We start from the raw sequence: 20,969 nt of genomic DNA, 5'->3' as shown, positions 1-20,969 counted from the left end.
CTTTTAATCCCAATTTCATGTAAGGTCGATCAAAAGTTAGCCAACAAAATAAGTTCGGTGAGGTATTCTATAGCCATAGAAAAAAAAGCTGACTAGATTAGCATTGTACCTTTTTAGTCAGCCCCAGCAGAGTAGCAAGAGATGGTTTATAAACAAAAATTCCCTCGTTGATGAAAATCAACGAGGGAATTTTATATTTCGAAAAAGCCAGCTTAAAGCTTAAGACGGTTATCTGTCAATCGAACCCATCACTTTTTGGCCAAAAGCATTTAGCGCATCTTTTTCGGCGGCACCTTCACTTACCATCTGGTGTACTTCTAATGCACCGCAGATATTGGTGATCATTTCACCTGCCACATCAACTTCATGCTCGCTAACGCCTCTAAATTCGCAGAAAGCTTCTAAAACTTCTAAAGTGGTCTCCAGTTGTGCAGGAGTGGTATTTTGAAATAATTGTCTTATAACCGGAATCTTCATTACTTGATCTTGTTAAATAGTTCTGTTAAGCCTTCCGCTTTGTTGGTTTGTACCTGATCTACCAAAGCACCGCCTTCAAAAGCGGCAAAGGTTGGTAAATTATCAACATTAGCAAACTTGCGTGAGTTTGGAAGTTTTTCGGCATCAACAATCAAGAAAACCACCTCTTCATTTTCCGAAGCCAGTTTTTTAAACTTAGGTTTCATGATTCTGCAGTTTCCGCACCAAGATGCAGCGTACTGAACCATCACCTTTGAGTGATCGGCCAGGTATTGTTGAAGGTTATCTTCTGTTAGTTCTAAAAACATAACGTTTTGTTTAATTAGTTAGCAGCTAAATATTCAGCTACCCCGGTTCTGTTTGCGTTCATTGCTTCTTTTCCTTCTTCCCAGTTTGCCGGACAAACCTCGCCATGTTTCTGAACGTGGGCGTAAGCATCAATTAAACGTAAATATTCTTTAACGTTTCTGCCTAGTGGCATATCGTTAACACTTTCGTGGAAAACTTTACCGGTTTCGTCGATTAGGTAAGTCGCTCTGAAAGTTACGTTAGATCCGGAGAAAGATTCGTTTCCTTCTTCATCATAGTTCACTTCCTGATCTAAAATATCTAGGATACCTGACAATTGCCTGTGGGTATCTGCTAAGATTGGATAAGTAACACCTTCAATACCACCGTTATCTTTAGGTGTATTTAACCAGGCGAAGTGAACTTCATTGGTATCGCAGGATGCACCGATAACGATTGTATTTCTTTTTTCGAATTCAGGTAAAGCAGCTTGGAATGCGTGTAATTCTGTAGGGCAAACAAAAGTAAAATCTTTTGGATACCAGAATAATAACACTTTGCTATTTTTGTTTACAGCTTCTTCAAATACATTGATTTTCAAGTCATCACCCATGTCTGACATTGCATCAATACTAACACTTGGGAATTTTTTACCTACTATTGCCATAATTTTTTGTCTTTAATTTTGTTGGCACAAAGGTAGGGCTAAAAGCTTAGTCAATCAACCCCGATCTGTTAATAGTTAATTGTATTTATTGATAACGATATAGATGAAAACTATATTTTTTATATGAAGTATAGCGGAGTTCTATTTTTTTCTCTTTCTGTCATACTGAAGTATGAAGCATCTGTGGAATTTATAATAAATGGCCGTCATCTCGACTGAAACGCAGTGGAATGCCCGCCTGTGCGGACAGGCCTGCCCGTACAGGCGGGGAGAGATCTATAGAGATAGATTTAGCTTCGCTGAGCACTTCGTGGTTCTCGGCTACGCTCCTCTTCGCTCGAAATGACGACCAGAGTGGAAACTATTTCTTCAACGTATTCTCATACAATTTAAATATCCTTTTGTATTCATCCGTCCAGCTGCTTGGCTCGATAAAACCATGGTCTTCTACCGGATAAACGGCAAGCTCCCAGTTATTTTTACCCAATTCGATTAAACGTTGCGTTAGGCGTACAATATCCTGAAAGTGCACATTCACATCAACCATGCCATGTGCCATTAATAAATTACCTTTTAATTTATCGGCGAAGTAAATCGGAGAACTTCTTTTGTAGGCAATGGGGTCGTTAAAAGGTTCATTTAAAATATTCGAAGTGTAGCCATGGTTATAGTGTGCCCAATCGGTAACCGAACGTAAAGCGGCGCCACTGGTAAAAACATCTGATTCATTAAACATGGCCATCAGCGTAATAAAACCGCCCTAAGATCCGCCGTATAAACCTACATGCTTTGGATTAACACCATATTTATCTACCAAAAATTTAATCCCATCAGACTGGTCAGTTAAATCTTTTCCACCCATGTGGCGGTAAATACCCGTACGGTGATCGCGACCATAGCCCGAACTTCCGGTATAATCGATATCGATTACAGTATAACCATTATCAGCCAGTAAATTATTGAACATAAACTCACGGAAGTATGTACTCCAGCCAAAGTGGACGTTTTGAAGATAACCTGCACCATGAACAAAAACCACAGCAGGATGGTTGGGGTGTGGATTTTCTGATTTATAAACCCTCGCATACACATCTGCACCATAACGGTTTTTAAAACTTACCAGATCTGGTTGACGCCATTTATAAGAATTAAATTCGGCCGATGTAGATTGGGTAATTTTTACAGCTTTAGCTCCTGCTTTATTGGGCTGGAGATATAATTCCCCAGGTTTATCCATAAAGGAATAATTAATGGCCAGGTATTGCTCATCAGGAGAAAGGGTAATGTCGTTTAAACCCTTCATGGTGGTAATTTGTACAGGTTCACCGCCATTAGCGCTAATTTTAAAAAAGTTGGTAACGCCGGGATGCTCTTTATTCGCTTTAAAATAAAAGGTGTTTCTATCTTTTGATAATTGTACCGACTGTACCTCCCATTTACCAGAAGTAAGCTGTTTTTTATCCCCGGTATTTACATTGGCTACATAAAGGTGCGAGTAACCTGTTGCTTCGCTTTGATAATAAAAACGGTTGTTGTCCACCCATCCGGTATTCCCCTGGTAAAAGCCGCTAATACCTGGGCCGCCAATCCAGGCTTCGTCACGCTGACGGTCTATTAATGCAAAGTGACCGGTTAAAGCATCCAGTTTTAAAATCCAGCGGTCTTTATTGTCGGTAGAGGTGGCCACAACAATTGCTATACTTCCGTTATCATTCCAAAACGGACCAAAAAGATTTACAGGCCGATCGGCATTTTTCTTCTTTAAGGTATCTAATTCTTTCGGATAATCTTTCAGGTAATCAGGAAGATCTTTTATTCCGGCAATGGTCGAAGTTTGGATGGCGTATACCGTATCACGTTGCGTATCATAAATAAAACCCTGCGATACATTTTCATTTTCTCCAACTTTTGTCCTTCCGGGGATATCTTCTGTATAACCAGAAGAAGTCACATAATTCGGAACAATGGTATTGTGGTTATTCGGAGCCGGGGTAGTTAATTTATAAGTGATAAAACGTCCGTTGGGGCTAATAATTACACCATTTAAGAATTTATCTTCGGTGTAAAGTTCTTTTAACGGTTTGGTATCTGCAGAGGCATTTTCAAAGCGGCCTCTTGCACCGCGGAAGCCGTTTTTGACTTCGGCGTTTCGTTTTTTAATAATATCGAAAAGGTCGGACTGTTGAGCTTTTAGCCATTTATCCTGTTCTGTCGTCGGTTTGCTTTCTGCTCTTCCGGCTTTTTTTCCTTTAACAAAATTGGTAAGTTGTTTGGTTTCAGCCGACTTTAAATCAAGCATATAAAGATTATCACCCAACTGATAAACAATGTTGCCGTTGGTTAAAAAAACCGGACTGCTTTCCCGCTCCTGCGTGCTGGTTAAACGTGTTTCCTTTTTAGTTCTGAAGTTCTGTAAATAAATATCACCGCTTTTTTCTACTAAACCAAGAGAACGATCAGCGTTGAAGCTATAGTTTAAACTCAATAGTTTTTCATCTTCTTTGTCTGCCGCTTTAACAGGTTTGGAAGCTATTGCTGAAACCTTAAACAGTTCTTCCTTGGCTTTATTTTCGGGGTTCCAGTTAAAATAAAGGGTTTTGCTATCTGCAGTCCAGCGGAAATTAGTTGGCGAAATACCCATCCATTTGGGGTCGCGCATGATTTTTTCGACAGTTAAAGGTGCCAGTTGTTGCGCAAAAGTATATTCGCCTGTGCAAAGCAAAAGGAAAAGTAAATATTTCTTCATGAATTTTAGGTTTGGTGCAATTTAGATAATGGCAAGGTTAAATTAAGAAGGAAATGGAAATGTTACACCATCGAATCAATCTGTTGCAGAGGCAAAAGAATTAAAGAAAAATTAATCATATTCTTGATAAAACAAGTTTTTGTAGCCGGTAAATTATCGGATTACTCTTCCTGTTTTGTCTACGTTCACATCATCGAATGGTTTCAAATACTCGTTGATAATGACCGAAAATTCGCGCCTTGTTAAAGTTTTTTTAAGATCATAGGTGGATGCGAACCTATAATGTTTGTTCCATTTCTTCTGAAGTTCGGATTTTGTGGCCTCAACTGATTTATTGCCCACATAACAAACCAGTGAAATGGTATTTTCTAAATTAATAGGAATATGCTGATGATCGTCGAACCAGATTTGTGCTTTGTAATAATAATCCTTAATTGGTTGCTTAATCTCATCGTAGGTTACTTCTTTTTCAGGATTGAAATAAGCCTTGTTTTGCTTAATTTCAGCTTTTATAATACCCGTTATACCGACTTTCTGGATGGCTAGCCAATTGGAATCTGCCATTTTTATATCATCAAAAGGCATGAGCGCATGTTTATAGCTCAATAATTCGCCCTGTATCCTTTTTAGGTTTGATAAGCTGGTTTTGGTGTCGTAAAATGTGGCATAAGCTGCGGTTGCCCCGGCTGCCGCTCCGGTTTCAAATTGATCGGCTGCGATGTAAAGCAGATTTTCCTGATCAGGAATCAACAAGCTATACAATGATAAAAAGTGGGCTCCTGCTGAAGCAACGCTGGCTACGGTAGTACGGTAAATATTTTCTGTATAATTTAAAGGCCTTGAAGATGCAGGATTTAAAGACGTGATCTTTAATGCGGCTATCAACTTCTCAGGGTGATCTGCCAATACCACAACTCTGGCTTTAATGCTTTTATCTTTGCTCAGTTTCACTTCCCAACCATTTCCTGACCGTTTAATTTCTGTGTAAGGGACGTTATTAATCACATTTAACAGCAATGTGCTGTCAACCGTTACTTTTAGCGGCTTTTTTTTATCTGGTTTTGGTGTAGTGGTATTTACGCTATTTGCATTTTCGGTTTCACGCTTTAAAAAGCCCTGATAAAAAACTTTGCGGGCAGGGGCTATTTTATTTAAATCCAATTGTTCTTTCTGCGTAAGCAGAATGGTTTTTACACCCGATTTAAAGGCCTGAAAAGATGCAGTATACGCGGCATCGCCACTACCGATAACCAACACATCTGTTTTTAAGGTTTGGGCATGTATAACCAGTGGAATTATGAATGCGAAAACAAAAAACAATCTTTTCATCTTTTATTATTGGAATTTCGCTGCAATATGCTTTAAATGAATGAAAATTTAATGAAATGCATGTATTTTAACTAAAATTTATATAAACCGGTTTAAGCTAAAAAAACAGCGACTGTCAGCTAATGATGGAACAATAGATTAAATCGGTTTTTGCTTTACAGCAAAAGCACCTTTATTTTACCTATGCATAAATGATCATGCTATGGGAAAAATAAGGAATTGGGTGAAGCATGCACGCCCATTTTATTATTTAATATGGTTCCGACTCCGCGTATTTTATGCCATTTCCGTTGTGACCGCGGGTTTAACTCGATAATTCTCCTTATTTTGGTTCCATAGACTTAGAACAGCTTAAATATCCTATCGGTCAGTTTGTAATGCCTGATATCTTTGATCAAAAGCAAATTGATGCCTGGATATCGGAAATAGAAGCGTTACCAGGCCAAATTAAAAAGGCTACAGCGCATTTAACTGATGAAGAATTGAATCAAACTTACCGTCCGGGAGGATGGACCTTACGGCAGGTTGTTCATCATGTTCCGGATAGCCATATTAACGCCTATATTCGCTTTAAGCAGGCCATTACAGAAGACGTTCCGGTAATCAGGCCATATTACGAGGAACGCTGGGCAGAAACAGAAGAGGCCAGAGATGGTGATATTACATTGTCGATTGAGCTGTTGACGGGTTTGCATCAGCGTTGGGTTGCTTTTTTAAGAACATTGAAAGCAGAAGATTATCAAAGGAAATACATTCATCCGGCCCAAAATAAAGAACTTACTTTGTCCATTATGCTGGGCATGTATGCCTGGCACGGAAAACACCACTTAGCACATATTACCAATACCATAACAAAATGAAAAAAATCTATTTATGCGCCTTGATTTTATTTTTTGTTGGTCTTTATAGTCATGTGAAAGCGCAGAAAGATCCTTCAAAAACCTTTGAATTTGTATTGGGCTCATGGGAAATGCAAATGTCCAAAAGTAAAATTGTTGAGCAATGGAGACGAGGGACTGATAAAGCATTGAGAGGCGAGAGTTATCGCGTCAATCCAAAAGGAGATAGCGTATTGACTGAAACATTACAGATCAGAAAAATAGGGAATGAGGTTTTCTATTGTTCAATGGTTGCCGACCAGAATGATGGTAAGGAAGTATGTTTTAAACTTATTTCTATAAAGGATCAGATTTATATTTTCGAAAATGTAGCACATGATTTTCCGCAAAGAATCGTTTATCAAAACTTAGGCAAAAATGAAATGCTCGCCTGGATTGAAGGCGAGCTTAATGGGAAAAGCCGAAAATCGGAATTTAGGTATAAGCGGCAATAGCTTACATCAAAATCAGCATCGCTGCACTCATCGCAATCATAATTGCATCTTCCACAATGGTTACAGTACTCATAGGCAGGTTAAAAACAGCCCCTAAACAAGCACACTGAATTTTTTTCTTGTTTAAAACGCTTTCCAGAACCCCGAGGATACTGATGGTCATTACGATCAGGGTAACCCAATTCACGATAACAGGCGATAGGTTTAATGCAAAGGATAAGCCTAAACCCAATTCGATAAAAGCATAGATATAACCCCATGTGCCGAATTTTTTAGCCACGATGTCATACATCGCATAACTTTCGGCAAAGGCTTTTAAGTTGAGCATTTTAAAGAAAGAAAAAGTCAGGAAGAATCCTGCCATAAAAATGCGCATAAATACCATAAAATTGATCGCATTGTCCTGCCGGGACACCACCAACGATATTGCGGTTACATATCCGAATATCAAAAGGATGGGTTTGTAGGTTTCGGTCCAAGATTTTGCTTCTTCAAGCGTTTCGTTATGCTGGCTTGCTGAAATCTGGTATTTGCTTTCGCTGCCACCCAAAGCCTGTTGGAGGGTATCCAAGCTAATATGTTTATCCATGCTGATGGTAGCAGAATTGGTATCTTTTGAAACTTCCACAGCAGTTACCTCTGGTAAAACGAGCAAATTACTTTTAACTTTATTTTCGCAACTGCCACAAGTCATTCCTGTGAGTTGATAGGTATGTGTCATGATGAAATTCTTTATGCAAATTTACCGCTTATTAAGGCCAAAAGCGTTATAGAATAATCACAAAGTTTTATAGAATTTTAGTTTATGTTGTTCCACTGAAAGTCGTCATTTCGAGCGGAGTGTAACGTAGTCGAGAAATCTTTCTTGAGATAGATCTCTCCGCTCCAATGTGTTATGGTCGAGATAACGCATTTTTGCTTCGCGCTTCATTCAAACTTATTACCCCACCAAAACCGAAGTCATGGTTAGCGAGCCGCCAACAGCTTTATCGTTAAAGAAAGAAACCTCCTCTTTTTCGTTTTTCATGCCGAGCGTATAAATCAGTGGCAAATAATGTTCTGGGGTAGGAATGGCCAGCATCGCATCTTTGCCAAGGTTTCGGTAGTCGATCAAGGGCTGATGGTCGCCATTCGCAATTAGGTTTTTAAACTTATCGTTCATTTCTATTGCCCAATCATAACCACCTCCATTAATCATTTCCCAGCTTAACATGCGCAGGTTGTGCACCATATTTCCACTGCCGATCACCAGCACGCCTTTTTTTCGGAGGGCATAAATTTCTTTGGCAATTTCATAATGTTGCGCTGGCGATTTGGTATAATCGATACTCAATTGCAAAACGGGTATATCGGCATTCGGGTACATGTGTTTAACCGCAGTCCAGGTGCCATGATCCAAACCCCAGTCGTGGTCAAGATCAACAGGCGTAGAATGAATTAAGCCTGGAATTTCTGCCGCCAGTTTCGGATCGCCGGGTGCAGGGTATTGTACATCGAAAAGCGCCTGTGGAAAACCACCAAAATCGTGAATGGTACCAGGAAAATCCATTGCGGTAACAAAGGTGCCATGCGTATACCAATGAGCTGATACCACCAAAACAGCTTTAGGTACAGAAATATGACTGGCAAGATCTATCCAACTCTGGCTAAACTCATTATTTTCGATGCCATTCATTGGTGAGCCATGGCCAATAAAAAGCGTTGGCATTAAATCCGTTTGGGGCAAGCGTTGAGTAAAGTTTCTGAATTGGGATAGTGCAGACATGGATTCAATTGATATTAAACCGTCATTTTAAACTTCCGCCCGGCCGGTCGGAAGGGTGTTTCAAGGGCTATCTAAAACGAAAGATTCCGGGACAAGCCCGGAATGACGATTTTAGTGTTATTTTCCCTGAACAAACTCCAGGTTTAATTTAATCGCAACATCTTTTGCAACACCTGCACCAGTTGGATCATATTTGATATTATAATCTAAACGGTTAATGGTTGTGGTAGCACCAAAACCGGCTTTGGTATTGCCCTGTTGATCTTTAGCGGTACCACCGTATACCACAGCAAATTTTACATCTTTGGTTACGTCGCGGATGGTTAATTTACCGCTTAATTCATAATTGTTACCACTCAATTTTTTGAAAGAAGTGCTTTCAAATTTCATTGTCGGAAATTTTTCGGCGTTAAAAAAATCATCCGTTTTTAAGTGGCCGTCTCTCATCTCCACACCGGTAGTAATGCTATTCACATCAACTGTAAAGCTGATTTTAGCATCCGTTAAATCTGGTTTAGCAGCCGTAACTGTTCCATCGAATTTTTTGAATGAACCATCAACAAATGAAATTCCCATGTGTTTAACCGAAAAGTTAACAAAGGAGTGCATTGGATCTATTTTCCAGCTTGTTTGCGCAAATGATGCCACGCTAATGGTGGTAGCGATTAGAAATAAGAATAATTTTTTCATATCTAGTGATTTTATTTGGGTGCAAATTTAATTGAGAATCAAACAATCAGTATTGACATATGGTAAGAAATGGCTTAGATGGGGTTAAAATCGGTTAACGGTTTAAATTGGTTAATTGATGAATAGCGAAATGATTATAGGTTTTTGGGTCCGTAGTCCATTAGAGGATAGGCTGATTGGCCATAACCATGATCTATCTAACCATTGACCATAACTTTAGGCCCATTCTCCATTTTACCTCTTCCATTTTACATCATCAAATATCATCCAGTGTTTTTCTACTATCCGTTGATGTCAGTTTATAAGCCGAAGGCGTAATTCCGATAACTTTTTTAAATTGAGCCGATAGGTGAGCTACACTGCTGTAATTCAATTGATAAGCAATTTCGCTCAAAGTAAGCTCGCCATAGGTAAGCATTTCTTTTGCCTTTTCTATTTTTTGGGCAATAAAATACTTTTCAATCGTTTGATTTTCTACCTCAGAAAAAATGCTGCTTAAGCTGGTATATTCCTGTTTTAAATGTTTACTGAGGTAGGCAGAAAGGTTGATTTTTAGAGGTTCTTTAGTATAATGTACCAGATTAATGAGGGCAGTTTTAATCTGTTCTGCTGTTTGGGTTTTCTTATCTTCCAACAGTTCGAAACCAAAACGGGTGAGTTGCTCTGCAATTTTAATCTTATCGTCAGTTGTTAGATTTTCGGCGAGGGTAACTTCGCCAAGCTCAACCAATAGCGGTTTAAAGCCAAGCTTTTCCAGCTCGGCCTTAACCACCATCTTGCAACGGTTGCACACCATATTTTTGATATGCAGGTTCATTACTTCGATTTTATGGTCTCTGAAATGTCGCCACAATCAAACATCATGCTTCCATAATAGGGGTTTTCGATGTTTTCTTTTTCATTTACCCAACTTGCCTTAGCCATTGGGCAATGCTGAATGTAAACGGTTTGTGTATTAAATTTTAGACCCTTTAAGGTTTTAATCATCGCATAGGAAATTCCTTCAAAAGCTTTTCGCTGTGTTTTGATGTCTTTAGAACCGGCTAGTTGAGCAGATTTACTTTTGATGATTGCAGCCTGTTCCATAAATATTTTATGTTCCTCTGCCGGCAGATTTTTATGGTTTACTGCATCTACCTTTGCCGATAAAATTTTTACTTTTTCTATAGCCACATCCTTTTTATCGGTGGCTAAAGCATTTTTTACCTCGTAATAAGCCGTTAACATATGGTTTAAGGCTACATCTGTGTTGTTTTGCGCATAAGTGAATGCTGTGGTTCCGATCGCGATGAGAACAACTAATCCTAATATTTTTTTCATCTTTTATGGTTTTTTAGGGGTAATGAAGCGATCATGGTTGTGTGTTCATTTTATATGGGAAACCCATGATACTTCGTTATTTTTTATTTTAAAATGTTAAAGAAATTAAATTCTGCACGGAGCAGGTACATGTTTTTGGTGTATCGGTTATCTATATTTCCGGTAGCCTGAAAGCGATAGCCAAAATCGATACGGGTGGTACTGTTTAAAATTATTTGTACAGCGGGGGCAATGTCTAAATAAGACTGGCCACTGCCCGGATCGGTTTTGCCCAGCAATTCTAAATATACATTGAAGTTTGGCTGCTTATAATCTTTGTAAACCACTGGTAAAACCAAATAACCTGATGATAAACTATACGAGAACATATTCCTCGGCTGCGGCATGCCCGCAAGTTGTCTGTCGGTGTTTTCGAAAGCATGCGCATAACCAAGGGTTGACGATAACGCCAGCTTGTGTAGCAGCTGTGTTAAAATCAATCCGCCCTGTATGCCACTGTTATCACCCTCCAGGTTGATATCATGGGTATAAGTTGGCCTTTTGCTGCTACTAATTCTTCCAAATGCTGACGCCCTGAAATGGCTCTGTGCTTCATCTAATGATAAAAACCGATATTTTGCGTATAAACTTCCCCCTTCCAAACGGTATCTGCCGTCCATATCAGACACAAAGCCTTGTGCGTGCATCATCAGGTTTTTATTAAAACCAATCATTATTTCCGGGATGGTCCTGCTCACAAAACCAGGGTTATTGAACATACCTTCGTTCGTAATTCTGATGCCGATCGATTTGGTAGGCATATTACTGGCAGGCTCTGTAAATACATATAACTCCTGTGTAAGACCATTGGTATAGGCGCCGATCATCAACAGTGCCAATACGAATATCCGCCTCATCTTAAGAAAGGATTAAATGGTAAATGCGCGTTTTTTTACCATTAACCATACCCATGCCGCTGGCATAAGCATCAGAGTTAGTGGTTGCCGCCTGTTTCTTAAATGCGTTACCTGAAATGAAATTTTTATCTACAATGCTGGCTCTTACAGTTCCGTTAAGTGTTTTGCCCTTTGCGTTTACAAAACGGTAAACATTGCCATCAACAATAGCCTGGCCCTTATCATCTACCTTTACATCATTAAAATTGAAGTTCGCTATTAAGCCACCAACTGAAAAACCGGCATCCTGAACTTTTTTGCGTACCAAATCAAGATTGATGTTTGCATCTTTCTTAAAGGTAAGCACGAAGATGTTTTTGTTTAAATCAGGTTTTACACTACTGATAAAGTTTAAGGTTTCTAAAGATTTTTGTGTCGCATTTGAACACATAGAGCAGGTTAAACCGGTTACCTGTAAATCTGCTGAAGATATTTTTTGCGCCGAAACATTAACGGCAAAGAATAGCATGATGATGCTGAATATTTTTACTGCTTTCATGATTTTTTGAATTAGAATTTAAGAAAATGTCGAATTGAGCCCGTCAAAATGCAACACAATGCATTGACGAACTACTGTTCAAAATCCTAATTCCTAAAAATGCAATTGAAAATATGCAGGGAAACCCGAGAGGAAAGCGGTGGCGCTTTATTTGAAATTTTACTGAAAAATTTCGGGGTAATATCTTGTAAAAATGTTAGAACCGGTGGGTGAAGAAAAAGCTGGATAGAAAAGAGCTTTGGCATTTTTAATTGAGCCTCTGCCTGGTGACTATCTTTAACCTTAACCGTTACCTGGGTGTTTTTGCAACAATGATCATCTTTCTTTTCGGCAGGAATATCCTTACAGAATTTACAGGAAACCTCATTACTGAACAGTTTAACATTTTCAAGCTGGCCTCCACAGAAATGGAGACTCAAAGCCAAACCCATAACACTAACTGCATAGAATACAGCCAAAGAAAGTGCTATTTTTTGTTTTAACTTCATTAATACAAAGGTAAAGGAAAAAAAATCGAATAATGCCAGTAATTATTTACTGAATTTCATTTTTTACTTTAATTTAGCCTTAAACATCCGTTAAATGAAGAAAATATTATTATTCCTTTGCACCTTTTCTATACTTTCGGCCTTTGCTGCGAAGCCTAAAAATCAATACGTTAAAATTAAAACTGAATTTGGGGAATGCATTATCAAACTGTACAATCAAACCCCGTTGCATCGTGATAACTTTCTGAAACTAATTAAATCGGGATACTACAATGGTGTTTTATTTCACAGGGTGATCAATAATTTTATGATTCAGGGTGGCGATCCGGATTCTAAAAATGCAAAACCAGATTCGCTTTTGGGTGAGGGCGGGCCGAAATACACCATTCCGGCAGAATTTAATGATAGCTTATTTCACAAAAAAGGTGTTTTGGGTGCGGCCAGGGAAGGTGATGATGTTAATCCCACCAAGGCATCAAGCGGCAGTCAGTTTTATCTGGTACAGGGAAAGGTTTTTACCGATCAGCAATTGGATAATTTAGAAGAAAAGAGGCTGAAATTCAAAATTCCGGAATGGCAGCGGCAAGTATATAAAACGATAGGGGGAACACCACATTTAGATCGGAATTATACTGTTTACGGCGAAATTGTGACGGGTTTGGATATGGTGGATAAAATTGCCGCTTTGCCAACCAATAAAAACGACCGGCCAAAGCAAGACGTAAAAATGGAAGTAAGCGTTTTGAAAAAAAGGGAAGCGAGAAAACTGGAGAAACAGTTGCTTCAGGGAACGTTGAAAGATAAAATGGTTATGTAATTACAGGATCTTGTCTGTTATCGAAAAAGAATAAAAGCAGAATCTGATCATTTTGAATTTCATAGAACACGGACGTATGATTCGTAATCCTTCCTTTCCTGCATTGATCGAAAATTGACGCCTCAAAAATTTCAGGTTGTACTTTTATTATTTGAAGGATTTTATTTGCTTGTTTTAAAAACTTTTTTGCCGATTGCTCACTGAATTTATCCAGAATATAGAAAAAAATTGCATCAAAAGTTTCTTTTGCTTCATCAGTCCAAAATATATTTAAACTCATAAATATTTCGCATACCGTTTCATTACCTCGTTATGAGGTGTTAATTTTCCTTCTTTAGCCTGCTTCAACCCTCTTTTTATTCCCTCCTGAACATGTTTCGGTAATTGGTCCAGCTCAACCTTTTCATTGTAGTTTAAAAGCATGTCCAATTCTGATAAAAGGTTCTCATCATCTGTTTCGAATACCTTTTTTGCGATCTCTATTTTTAACTCTTCGATGCTCATAAACAAATTTAACGAAAGCAAATCTCATTTACTAAGCATTTATTCAATTAATTTCTAAATTTACCGCCCACAACAATTGAAATTTTACTGAATGAAGATTATTTCCTATAACGTGAATGGGATCAGGGCAGCAAGTACCAAAAACTTTTTTGGCTGGTTACAAGCTACAGATGCGGATATGGTCTGCTTGCAGGAAGTAAAGGCGCTGACGTCGCAGATCCCTGAAATTATTGCATTGATTGAGCAGCTGGGTTACCACCATTATTGGTATCCGGCAGAGAAAAAAGGATATAGCGGTGTAGCCATTTTATCTAGAATTAAACCCAATCATGTAGAATTTGGCTGCGGTGAGGAATGGATCGATAAAGAAGGACGCATTTTAAGAGCTGACTTTGATAGCTTTTCTTTAATGAGCCTTTATATGCCCTCAGGGTCAAGTGGAGACGACCGACAGGTAAAGAAGTATGAATTTATGCGGTTTTTTGATGGCTACATCGGAGAACTACGTAAAGAGATTCCCAATTTGATTGTGAGCGGTGATTATAACATCTGCCATACCGCTATTGATATCCACAACCCTAAATCCAATGCCAATTCATCTGGCTTCTTGCCAGAAGAGCGGGAGTGGATGCAGGTATTTTTGGATAATGGTTTCATTGATACTTTCCGACATTTTAATAAAGATCCCCATCACTATACCTGGTGGAGCTATCGTGCAGGATCAAGAGGGAAGAACCTGGGTTGGCGGATCGATTATCATCTGGCTACCAGACCAATGGAAAGCCGCTTGAAAAACGTTAGGATTTTACCGGATGCCATGCATTCTGATCATTGTCCGGTGTTATTGGAAATTGAATAGTTTTTGGGTTAACTGATCTTAATTTTCAATTAACCAGTTTCAACAATTAACCTGCCAATAAATGCTGATTACAGATATAAAAGGCCTTGTAGGGCTTCATCCTAAAGATAAGTTAGTGCTGCGTGGTAACGAGCTAAATGATTTACCCATTCTTGAAAATGCCTGGCTTTTAATAGAAGATGGGCTGATTAAAGATTTTGGCGAGATGGGAAATCTTCCATCTTCCACCGCACATCCGTATTATAGTGCGGAAGGCCGTTATGTTTTTCCCTCCTGGTGCGATAGCCATACGCATATTGTATTTGCGGCTTCGCGTGAGGAAGAATTTGCCATGAAAATACAGGGTAAAAGTTATGAGGAAATTGCTGCGGCAGGAGGTGGGATTTTAAATTCAGCAAACAAGCTACAAAAAGCATCAGAAGATGAATTGTTTCAATTTGCTGCACTGAGGTTAAAACAGATGATTTTGCAGGGGACAGGAGCGGTGGAGATTAAAAGTGGCTATGGATTAACGGCTGACAGTGAAATCAAGATGCTTCGCGTAATCCACAGGCTAAAGGATCAGTTTCCGATCCCGATTAAAGCTACTTTTTTGGCCGCGCATGCTTATCCGGCGGCGTTTAAAGATAACCATCAAGGCTACATCGATTTGATTATTAATGAAATGCTGCCCCAGATCGCGTCAGAAAAACTGGCCGATTATATTGATGTGTTTTGTGAAAAAGGTTTTTTCTCTGTTGCAGAAACTGATCAGATATTAAAAGCTGGAGCAAAATATGGTTTGAAGCCTAAAATCCATGCCAATCAGCTTTCCGTTTCGGGAGCAATAGAGGTTGCCGTTAGAAACGGGGCCATTTCGGTCGATCATTTAGAAGAAAGTAACGAAGAAACCATCGAAACATTAAGAAATACCGATACCATTGTAACATTGCTGCCATCTTGTTCGTTTTATCTGGGAATTCCGTTTGCCGATGCCAGGGGGTTTATTCAGGCTGAGTTACCTGTGGCCCTGGCTACGGATTATAACCCGGGCTCAACACCCTCTGGAAATATGAACTTTGTAGTTTCATTAGCTTGCATTAAAATGAAAATGTTTCCGGAGCAGGCCATTAATGCTGCAACATTAAATGGTGCTGCAGCAATGGAATTGAGCAGGGATTATGGAAGTATCGCGGTTGGAAAAAAGGCAAATTTATTGATCACTAAACCGATGCCATCAATTGCGTATCTGCCCTATAGTTTTGGCGAAAGCCAGGTGGATCAGGTGATTTTAAATGGCGAATTTTATAATGGATAACTTCAAAATCTATGCTCAACACGATATCGATCGTTTAGTGATCAGCCGTGAGGGTGAAACTAAGCTGGGCGAGAAAGTGGCTATTTGGTCATCATGGGAAGAGTTGCCAAACACGAGCGCAAAGTTTGTGTTGCTGGGCATCCCCGAAGATATTGGCGTACGTGCAAATGCAGGTATGGCTGGAGCAGCATCGGTATGGCGCCCGGCTTTAACTGCCTTTTTGAATATCCAGAGTAACTGTTTTTTGGATGGCGAGGAGATTTTGGTTTTGGGCCACTTTGAGATTGACGAGCCTGGCGAACCTACCTTAAAAGGTTTACGGGACAAGGTAGCCGCAATTGATGCGTTGGTTTATCCAATTATTGAGAAAATCATTGCTGCGGGCAAAATCCCGATTATCATTGGTGGCGGGCATAACAATGCTTATCCAATCATCAAAGGGGCTTCGTTAGCAAATAAAATCCCGGTTGATGTGCTAAACATTGATGCGCATGCTGATCTAAGGGGATTGGAAGGCAGACATAGCGGAAATGGGTTCTCTTATGCTTTACATGAAAATTACCTTGATCATTATTTTATTTATGGCCTCCATCAAAATTATAATAACGAAGCGATTTTAAACCAGATTGAGTATAACCCTAAGCTAAAGGCGGTATTTTTTGACGATATTCTCACCGGAACCGATTTTGTCGATTTAATAAGTGAAATAGGAGAGGTTGCGGGTTTGGAAATTGATCTTGACTGTATAGCGCATGTACTTTCGAGTGCAGAAACACCATCCGGGTTTGCGGTTAACGATATTAGAAAACTCATCTTGAGCAACGCCAGCAAATTTTCTTATTTACATATATGTGAAGGGGCTACGCGGATGCTGGATGGAAGGGTAAATAAGTTAACGGCGAAGCTGATTACTTATCTGGTAAGTGATTTTGTGAAATCACATACTTCTTAGATTTAGCCGGAAGACACGGAGTATTCCTGTGTTGAGTTGTCCGCCAGAGCCGTCATTTCGAGCGAAGTGCAACGCAGTCGAGAACCACGAAGTGCTCAGCGAAGCTAAATCTATCTCAAGCATACTTTTAATTTAGATCTCTCCCCGCCTGTACGGGCAGGCCTGTCCGCACAGGCGGGCATTCCACTGCGTTTCAGTCGACATGACGAAGGATCGGGTAAGGGTATAGGGTTTTTTATGAAACACTCAGACCAACACACCAACGGTAATTGAACTAATGAACCTTACAAATGTTCAGCTTCGTATTTTTCCCCAGCCTTTAACATCAATTCGATCTGTTTCAGGTCCTCAGCCGTTAAATCTTCTTTTTCCTGAAGTTCAAATACGGCAATCATATTGTCTTCGTACTGTTTTTCGGTTTTAATCACGATTTCCTGTGGCATGCTGGTAAGCTTAAAACTTTATAATTTCTGTAGGTGTAATGCAAAAGTCGAGTTTAATGTCTTGTTCATGTACGTCATCGATTTTTTCAACTGCAGGGTACAAAGATAAACCTATTTTCTGAGCATTTAAACCGTTTAGAAAACGATCATAGAAACCTTTGCCATAACCTACCCGATAACCTTGTTTATCAAATGCCAAAAGGGGAATGATCACGAGGTCTATTTCACCTTTATGCAGGTTTCCTTTTTGCGGTTCCAGAATATGGTAAAGGTTTTTTTTCAGGTCTTCTTCGCCAATATATTCGTGATGCGTCATCAATGCCGTTTCAAAATCTGCCTTAGGCACAACGATTTTAATATTCGGCAGGGTTTGGTTGAGCCATTCGATCAGCAGAAAGGTATCTGGTTCCTTTTTCTCTTTGATGGGCAAGAAAATATGGATCGTTTTAATTCCATTAAAGTCTAGCGTCTTAAACTGTTTGAGGAGTGCTTCGTTTAATTCACCGTATGTAGCGTCAGTTAATGATAAGCGATCCTTTAATCCTTGTTTTCTGATGTGGTTTTTCAACATAAAGAAAAGATGAAATATTTTGCATACCCCGGAGGTTTTTAAAACCTCCGGGGTCTTAATAAACTAAAAAGCCTCTAAAGCATTAACTTCAGAGGCCTCTATATGTGCTGATTAAAATTATTTAACACGCTCAACGTACTCGCCTGTACGGGTATCAATTTTTATTTTATCACCCTGGTTCACAAACATCGGAACTTTAACTTCAACACCATTTTCCAATGTCGCCGCTTTTAAAGCGTTTGTAGAAGTATCGCCTTTTACTGCCGGCTCTGAGTAGGTAATTTCGAATTCGGCGAAGTTAGGTAACTGGGCCATGATGGCTTCGTCGCTTTCCATTGATACAATAATGCTCATGCCTTCTTTTAAGAATTTAATTGCCGAACCAAATAGGGATTTTTCGACATTAAATTGTTCGTAGGTATTATTGTCCATTACGATTAATGAATCGCCCTCTTCGTATAAGTATTGATAATCGTTGGTTTCTACACGGCAGATTTCTACTGCCTCATCGGTATTCATGCGGGCTTCAACAATTCTGCCTGTTTTAATGTTACGGAATTTGCCGGTATAAAATGCGCCGCCTTTTCCTGGCGTACGGTGATTCCATTCGTCAACAGTAACCAGCTCATTGTTTACACGAAGAATGTTACCTGTTTTAATTTCTGATGCTTTTGCCATATTATGTTATCCTAAATGGATTTATATTTCAGTTTTTCGTGACGGCAAAGGTAAAACTATTTTGATAAAAAACGACAAAGGTTTAAGGCATAAGGCTTATGGACGTTATCTTACCCTTTCCATGTATTCACCATAGCGTGTATCAATCCTGATCCTGTCACCTTGGTTCACAAATAATGGCACCCTCACTTCGGCACCGGTTTCTACAATTGCCAGTTTTAGCGCATTTGTTGCTGTATCTCCTTTTACTGCAGGTTCAGAATAGGTTACCTCAAGCTCAACACTGTTCGGTAGGTGCGCAACAATCGGCTCATCGCTTTCGAAAGCCACGGTTAAAGTCATGCTTTCCTTCAAAAATTTGATTGAGTCGCCAAAAAGGAATTTTGGGATGTTATGCTGTTCAAATGTTTCATTATCCATTACTACTAAATAATCGCCGTCTTCGTAAAGATATTGGTAGTCATTGGTTTCTACCCGGGAAATGGTCACTTCTTCATCTGTCCGGAAACGGTATTCTACAATTTTGCCGGTTTTTACGTTACGCATACGGGCCTGATAAAAAGCCCTTAAATTTCCTGGCGTACGGTGTATGTACTCTTCTACACTAACTAACTCTCCGTTAAAACGAAGCACATTTCCGGTTTTTACTTCTGATGCCTTTGCCATTTTATGATCGTGAATATTGTTTTTGTTTTGGATTAAGAATCAAAGTTAAAAAATGCATACAGATTTGAAAAGTAAAACCTTCATTAATCAGAGTTGCCCGCTGCTTTCGTTTCCATTTTTTTGCGTTCCCAGTGGGGAAAAAACAAATAGCAGTTCATCCCAAAGTATTTCCGTACGAGGGGCTTTATAAATAGCGGGTGGTGTGGTGATGGCTAAATGGCGGGCAGGGTTAAAATCTTCGTATAAAAGAAATGCCTTTGGGAACCACTCCAAAGGCATAATCAACCTAAACCTCAAACTAAACTATGAAAAACTCTTTGCCTTTTATGGCTATTTATTTTAATTCCGAAACCGGAAAATCTGATCTTTTACTTAGAGAGATAAATTAAATAATTGTTTCTCTTTTTGGTGGTGCAAAGGTAGATATAATTTTTGAATCACAAAATATTTTTAGAAAAAAATATTTATAGTACAAATGTATGACAAAACAGACCAGGGTATAATTGATTGATTTAAACTTAACTTATTTATAGTCAGATACTTGTATTTGATTGGAGCAAAAATCGTACTCTTGCAACTGATTAGAGCCTATTATCGTTAGTCGCTCTTTTCCAAAATTTTCAATGAGTTCGCGGTACCAACTTATTCCCTGAACGTCTAAATTACTGGTTGGCTCATCTAAAAATAAAATGGGTGTATCTGTGCAGCAGGCCAAAGCCAGTTTGGTTCTTTGCTTCATGCCCGACGAGAAGTATTTGATCTGCTTGTTTGCTGCTTTTTCTAATCCCAGGATACCGATTAGCTTTTTAGCATCTAAGCCCGTAGCAAAATTTTTAAACTTGAAATGAAAATCCACGATCTCTTTTAGTGTAAATGTTTCAACCAGTTCGAGATAGGGAGCGGCAAGGCTGATGTATTTGTAGATATTTTCGACAGGGATCTCGGCATCATCTGAAAAGGTGATTTTGCCTTCAGAAGGGGATAAGCTACCGTTTAAAACGCTTAGTAAGGTTGATTTGCCAGAGCCATTAGGTCCAAGTATGGCGTAACTGTTTCCTTTGGTAAAGTCAGCACTCAAATTTCTAAAAATCCACTCTTTGTTAAACCTTCTGCCAACATTTTGTAAAGTAATATTCATTTGTACCAAGCGTTTAGGGTTTAGCGATGAGCGGTTTAGTCATGCAAACGCTGTTATCAATGCCGATATATTGTCCGTAGTTGTCCGTGATGCGATAACCTATTTTTTGGTAAAGCGCGATAGCTTCGGGCTGTTTTTTCCCTGTTTCGAGTATGGTTGTGGTGAAGCCGAGTTCTACGGCCCAATTTTCCAGCTCGGTTACAATTTGAGAAGCTATGCCCTGCTTCCTGTAATCGGGATGCACAAACATCCTTTTTACTTCGGCTGCTGTTGTGGAGAAGGGTTTAATCGCGCCACATGCAACTGGTAGCCCTCGCTGGTAAGCCACAACAACCTCTTTAATGGCATCAACCTGATTAAATTGCGCATAAAAGGCATGATCATCACCATCTCTAACGGCTAAATCCTGATCCAGAAGAGCAACCAATTGTCTAAAGTCGGCGTGGTCTGAATCTGTTCTGATTAGCGTCAAATCACTCATGAATATCTATTGAATTTAGTTAGGCA

At 39.3% G+C, this 20,969-nt stretch carries 26 protein-coding genes and 1 pseudogene; 6 read left to right on the top strand and 21 right to left on the bottom strand.

Annotated elements, in window-relative coordinates:
• Nucleotides 1-228: 228 nt before the first annotated feature.
• The 5 genes and pseudogenes from QZ738_RS06675 to QZ738_RS06655 all read right to left on the bottom strand — a co-directional run bounded on the left by QZ738_RS06675 (nucleotide 229) and on the right by QZ738_RS06655 (nucleotide 5,507).
• A complete protein-coding gene (locus QZ738_RS06675) occupies nucleotides 229-477 on the bottom strand; it encodes a hypothetical protein (protein WP_010599336.1) in 249 nt (82 codons plus the stop codon).
• Nucleotides 477-785 carry a co-chaperone YbbN gene (locus QZ738_RS06670; RefSeq protein WP_293785886.1) on the bottom strand — a complete coding sequence of 103 codons (309 nt, stop codon included), beginning with the start codon at nucleotides 783-785 and terminating at the stop codon, nucleotides 477-479. The genes QZ738_RS06675 and QZ738_RS06670 overlap by 1 nt, the downstream gene beginning before the upstream one ends.
• A 14-nt stretch (nucleotides 786-799) precedes the next feature.
• Nucleotides 800-1,432 (bottom strand): peroxiredoxin, encoded by a 633-nt coding sequence (locus QZ738_RS06665; protein WP_039479644.1) that lies wholly within the window; start codon nucleotides 1,430-1,432, stop codon nucleotides 800-802.
• Nucleotides 1,433-1,793: 361 nt separating this feature from the next.
• Nucleotides 1,794-3,731: pseudogene (locus QZ738_RS06660) on the bottom strand (prolyl oligopeptidase family serine peptidase).
• 600 nt (nucleotides 3,732-4,331) lie between these two features.
• Complete coding sequence (locus QZ738_RS06655) at nucleotides 4,332-5,507, bottom strand: hypothetical protein (protein ID WP_293785885.1); 1,176 nt, start codon at nucleotides 5,505-5,507, stop codon at nucleotides 4,332-4,334.
• 335 nt (nucleotides 5,508-5,842) lie between these two features.
• Between QZ738_RS06655 and QZ738_RS06650 the strand changes: the two genes are divergently transcribed.
• Together QZ738_RS06650 and QZ738_RS06645 are read left to right on the top strand one after the other, a co-directional pair.
• A complete protein-coding gene (locus QZ738_RS06650; RefSeq protein WP_293785887.1) occupies nucleotides 5,843-6,367 on the top strand; it encodes a YfiT family bacillithiol transferase in 525 nt (174 codons plus the stop codon).
• Nucleotides 6,364-6,840: a DUF6265 family protein gene (locus QZ738_RS06645; protein WP_293785884.1), complete on the top strand. Its 477-nt coding sequence runs from the start codon at nucleotides 6,364-6,366 to the stop codon at nucleotides 6,838-6,840. Before QZ738_RS06650 ends, QZ738_RS06645 begins: the two co-directional genes overlap by 4 nt.
• Nucleotide 6,841: 1 nt before the next feature.
• Here the strand turns inward: QZ738_RS06645 and QZ738_RS06640 are convergent, their stop codons facing one another.
• The 8 genes from QZ738_RS06640 to QZ738_RS06605 form a co-directional block, all read right to left on the bottom strand.
• Nucleotides 6,842-7,561: a heavy-metal-associated domain-containing protein gene (locus QZ738_RS06640; protein WP_293785883.1), complete on the bottom strand. Its 720-nt coding sequence runs from the start codon at nucleotides 7,559-7,561 to the stop codon at nucleotides 6,842-6,844.
• A gap of 219 nt (nucleotides 7,562-7,780) precedes the next feature.
• Nucleotides 7,781-8,605, bottom strand: coding sequence for a 4,5-DOPA dioxygenase extradiol (ygiD, locus tag QZ738_RS06635; protein ID WP_293785881.1), 825 nt, complete (start codon nucleotides 8,603-8,605; stop codon nucleotides 7,781-7,783).
• 117 nt (nucleotides 8,606-8,722) lie between these two features.
• The gene (locus QZ738_RS06630; RefSeq protein ID WP_293785879.1) at nucleotides 8,723-9,295 is read right to left on the bottom strand and encodes a YceI family protein; all 573 of its coding nucleotides are present in this window, start codon (nucleotides 9,293-9,295) and stop codon (nucleotides 8,723-8,725) included.
• 256 nt (nucleotides 9,296-9,551) lie between these two features.
• Nucleotides 9,552-10,112: an AraC family transcriptional regulator gene (locus QZ738_RS06625; RefSeq protein WP_293785877.1), complete on the bottom strand. Its 561-nt coding sequence runs from the start codon at nucleotides 10,110-10,112 to the stop codon at nucleotides 9,552-9,554.
• On the bottom strand, nucleotides 10,112-10,615 hold the full coding sequence (locus tag QZ738_RS06620) for a DUF3347 domain-containing protein (RefSeq protein WP_293785875.1): 504 nt from the start codon (nucleotides 10,613-10,615) through the stop codon (nucleotides 10,112-10,114). Before QZ738_RS06620 ends, QZ738_RS06625 begins: the two co-directional genes overlap by 1 nt.
• Nucleotides 10,616-10,698: 83 nt before the next feature.
• Nucleotides 10,699-11,511, bottom strand: a complete 813-nt coding sequence (locus tag QZ738_RS06615; protein WP_293785873.1) for a hypothetical protein — start codon at nucleotides 11,509-11,511, stop codon at nucleotides 10,699-10,701.
• Between the two features lies 1 nt (nucleotide 11,512).
• On the bottom strand, nucleotides 11,513-12,049 hold the full coding sequence (locus QZ738_RS06610) for a heavy-metal-associated domain-containing protein (RefSeq protein ID WP_293785871.1): 537 nt from the start codon (nucleotides 12,047-12,049) through the stop codon (nucleotides 11,513-11,515).
• A gap of 86 nt (nucleotides 12,050-12,135) precedes the next feature.
• Nucleotides 12,136-12,537, bottom strand: a complete 402-nt coding sequence (locus tag QZ738_RS06605; protein ID WP_293785869.1) for a hypothetical protein — start codon at nucleotides 12,535-12,537, stop codon at nucleotides 12,136-12,138.
• A gap of 94 nt (nucleotides 12,538-12,631) precedes the next feature.
• On the opposite strand from QZ738_RS06605, the gene QZ738_RS06600 reads away from it, so the two are divergent.
• On the top strand, nucleotides 12,632-13,354 hold the full coding sequence (locus QZ738_RS06600) for a peptidylprolyl isomerase (RefSeq protein WP_293785867.1): 723 nt from the start codon (nucleotides 12,632-12,634) through the stop codon (nucleotides 13,352-13,354).
• Here the strand turns inward: QZ738_RS06600 and QZ738_RS06595 are convergent.
• Complete coding sequence (locus tag QZ738_RS06595; RefSeq protein WP_293785865.1) at nucleotides 13,347-13,634, bottom strand: type II toxin-antitoxin system RelE/ParE family toxin; 288 nt, start codon at nucleotides 13,632-13,634, stop codon at nucleotides 13,347-13,349. The two genes, QZ738_RS06600 and QZ738_RS06595, sit on opposite strands and share 8 nt — an antisense overlap.
• Nucleotides 13,631-13,858, bottom strand: a complete 228-nt coding sequence (locus tag QZ738_RS06590) for a hypothetical protein (RefSeq protein WP_293785863.1) — start codon at nucleotides 13,856-13,858, stop codon at nucleotides 13,631-13,633. The genes QZ738_RS06595 and QZ738_RS06590 overlap by 4 nt, the downstream gene beginning before the upstream one ends.
• A gap of 91 nt (nucleotides 13,859-13,949) precedes the next feature.
• Here QZ738_RS06590 and QZ738_RS06585 point away from each other — a divergent pair, with 91 nt between their 5' ends.
• The 3 genes from QZ738_RS06585 (at nucleotide 13,950) to QZ738_RS06575 (ending at nucleotide 16,966) form a co-directional block, all read left to right on the top strand.
• Nucleotides 13,950-14,717: an exodeoxyribonuclease III gene (locus QZ738_RS06585; RefSeq protein WP_293785861.1), complete on the top strand. Its 768-nt coding sequence runs from the start codon at nucleotides 13,950-13,952 to the stop codon at nucleotides 14,715-14,717.
• 61 nt (nucleotides 14,718-14,778) lie between these two features.
• The gene (hutI, locus tag QZ738_RS06580; protein ID WP_293785859.1) at nucleotides 14,779-16,014 is read left to right on the top strand and encodes an imidazolonepropionase; all 1,236 of its coding nucleotides are present in this window, start codon (nucleotides 14,779-14,781) and stop codon (nucleotides 16,012-16,014) included.
• The gene (locus tag QZ738_RS06575) at nucleotides 16,007-16,966 is read left to right on the top strand and encodes an arginase family protein (protein ID WP_293785857.1); all 960 of its coding nucleotides are present in this window, start codon (nucleotides 16,007-16,009) and stop codon (nucleotides 16,964-16,966) included. The genes hutI and QZ738_RS06575 overlap by 8 nt, the downstream gene beginning before the upstream one ends.
• A gap of 284 nt (nucleotides 16,967-17,250) precedes the next feature.
• On the opposite strand, the gene QZ738_RS06570 is transcribed toward QZ738_RS06575, so the two are convergent.
• The 6 genes from QZ738_RS06570 to QZ738_RS06545 form a co-directional block, all read right to left on the bottom strand.
• Nucleotides 17,251-17,409: a hypothetical protein gene (locus tag QZ738_RS06570; protein WP_167354761.1), complete on the bottom strand. Its 159-nt coding sequence runs from the start codon at nucleotides 17,407-17,409 to the stop codon at nucleotides 17,251-17,253.
• Nucleotides 17,410-17,419: 10 nt separating this feature from the next.
• A complete protein-coding gene (locus QZ738_RS06565) occupies nucleotides 17,420-17,980 on the bottom strand; it encodes a 5-formyltetrahydrofolate cyclo-ligase (protein WP_293785855.1) in 561 nt (186 codons plus the stop codon).
• 117 nt (nucleotides 17,981-18,097) lie between these two features.
• Nucleotides 18,098-18,658 carry an elongation factor P gene (gene efp, locus QZ738_RS06560; protein ID WP_090983422.1) on the bottom strand — a complete coding sequence of 187 codons (561 nt, stop codon included), beginning with the start codon at nucleotides 18,656-18,658 and terminating at the stop codon, nucleotides 18,098-18,100.
• A 105-nt stretch (nucleotides 18,659-18,763) separates the two neighbouring features.
• Complete coding sequence (gene efp / locus QZ738_RS06555; protein ID WP_293785853.1) at nucleotides 18,764-19,324, bottom strand: elongation factor P; 561 nt, start codon at nucleotides 19,322-19,324, stop codon at nucleotides 18,764-18,766.
• 523 nt (nucleotides 19,325-19,847) lie between these two features.
• Nucleotides 19,848-20,462 (bottom strand): ABC transporter ATP-binding protein, encoded by a 615-nt coding sequence (locus QZ738_RS06550; RefSeq protein WP_293785851.1) that lies wholly within the window; start codon nucleotides 20,460-20,462, stop codon nucleotides 19,848-19,850.
• Between the two features lie 13 nt (nucleotides 20,463-20,475).
• Nucleotides 20,476-20,943 carry a GNAT family N-acetyltransferase gene (locus QZ738_RS06545; protein ID WP_293785849.1) on the bottom strand — a complete coding sequence of 156 codons (468 nt, stop codon included), beginning with the start codon at nucleotides 20,941-20,943 and terminating at the stop codon, nucleotides 20,476-20,478.
• Between the last annotated feature and the right edge of the window lie 26 nt (nucleotides 20,944-20,969).

This window comes from uncultured Pedobacter sp. (assembly GCF_913776295.1).
Taxonomy (GTDB): Bacteria; Bacteroidota; Bacteroidia; order Sphingobacteriales; family Sphingobacteriaceae; genus Pedobacter.
This window is presented reverse-complemented; position numbering and strand designations above follow the sequence as displayed.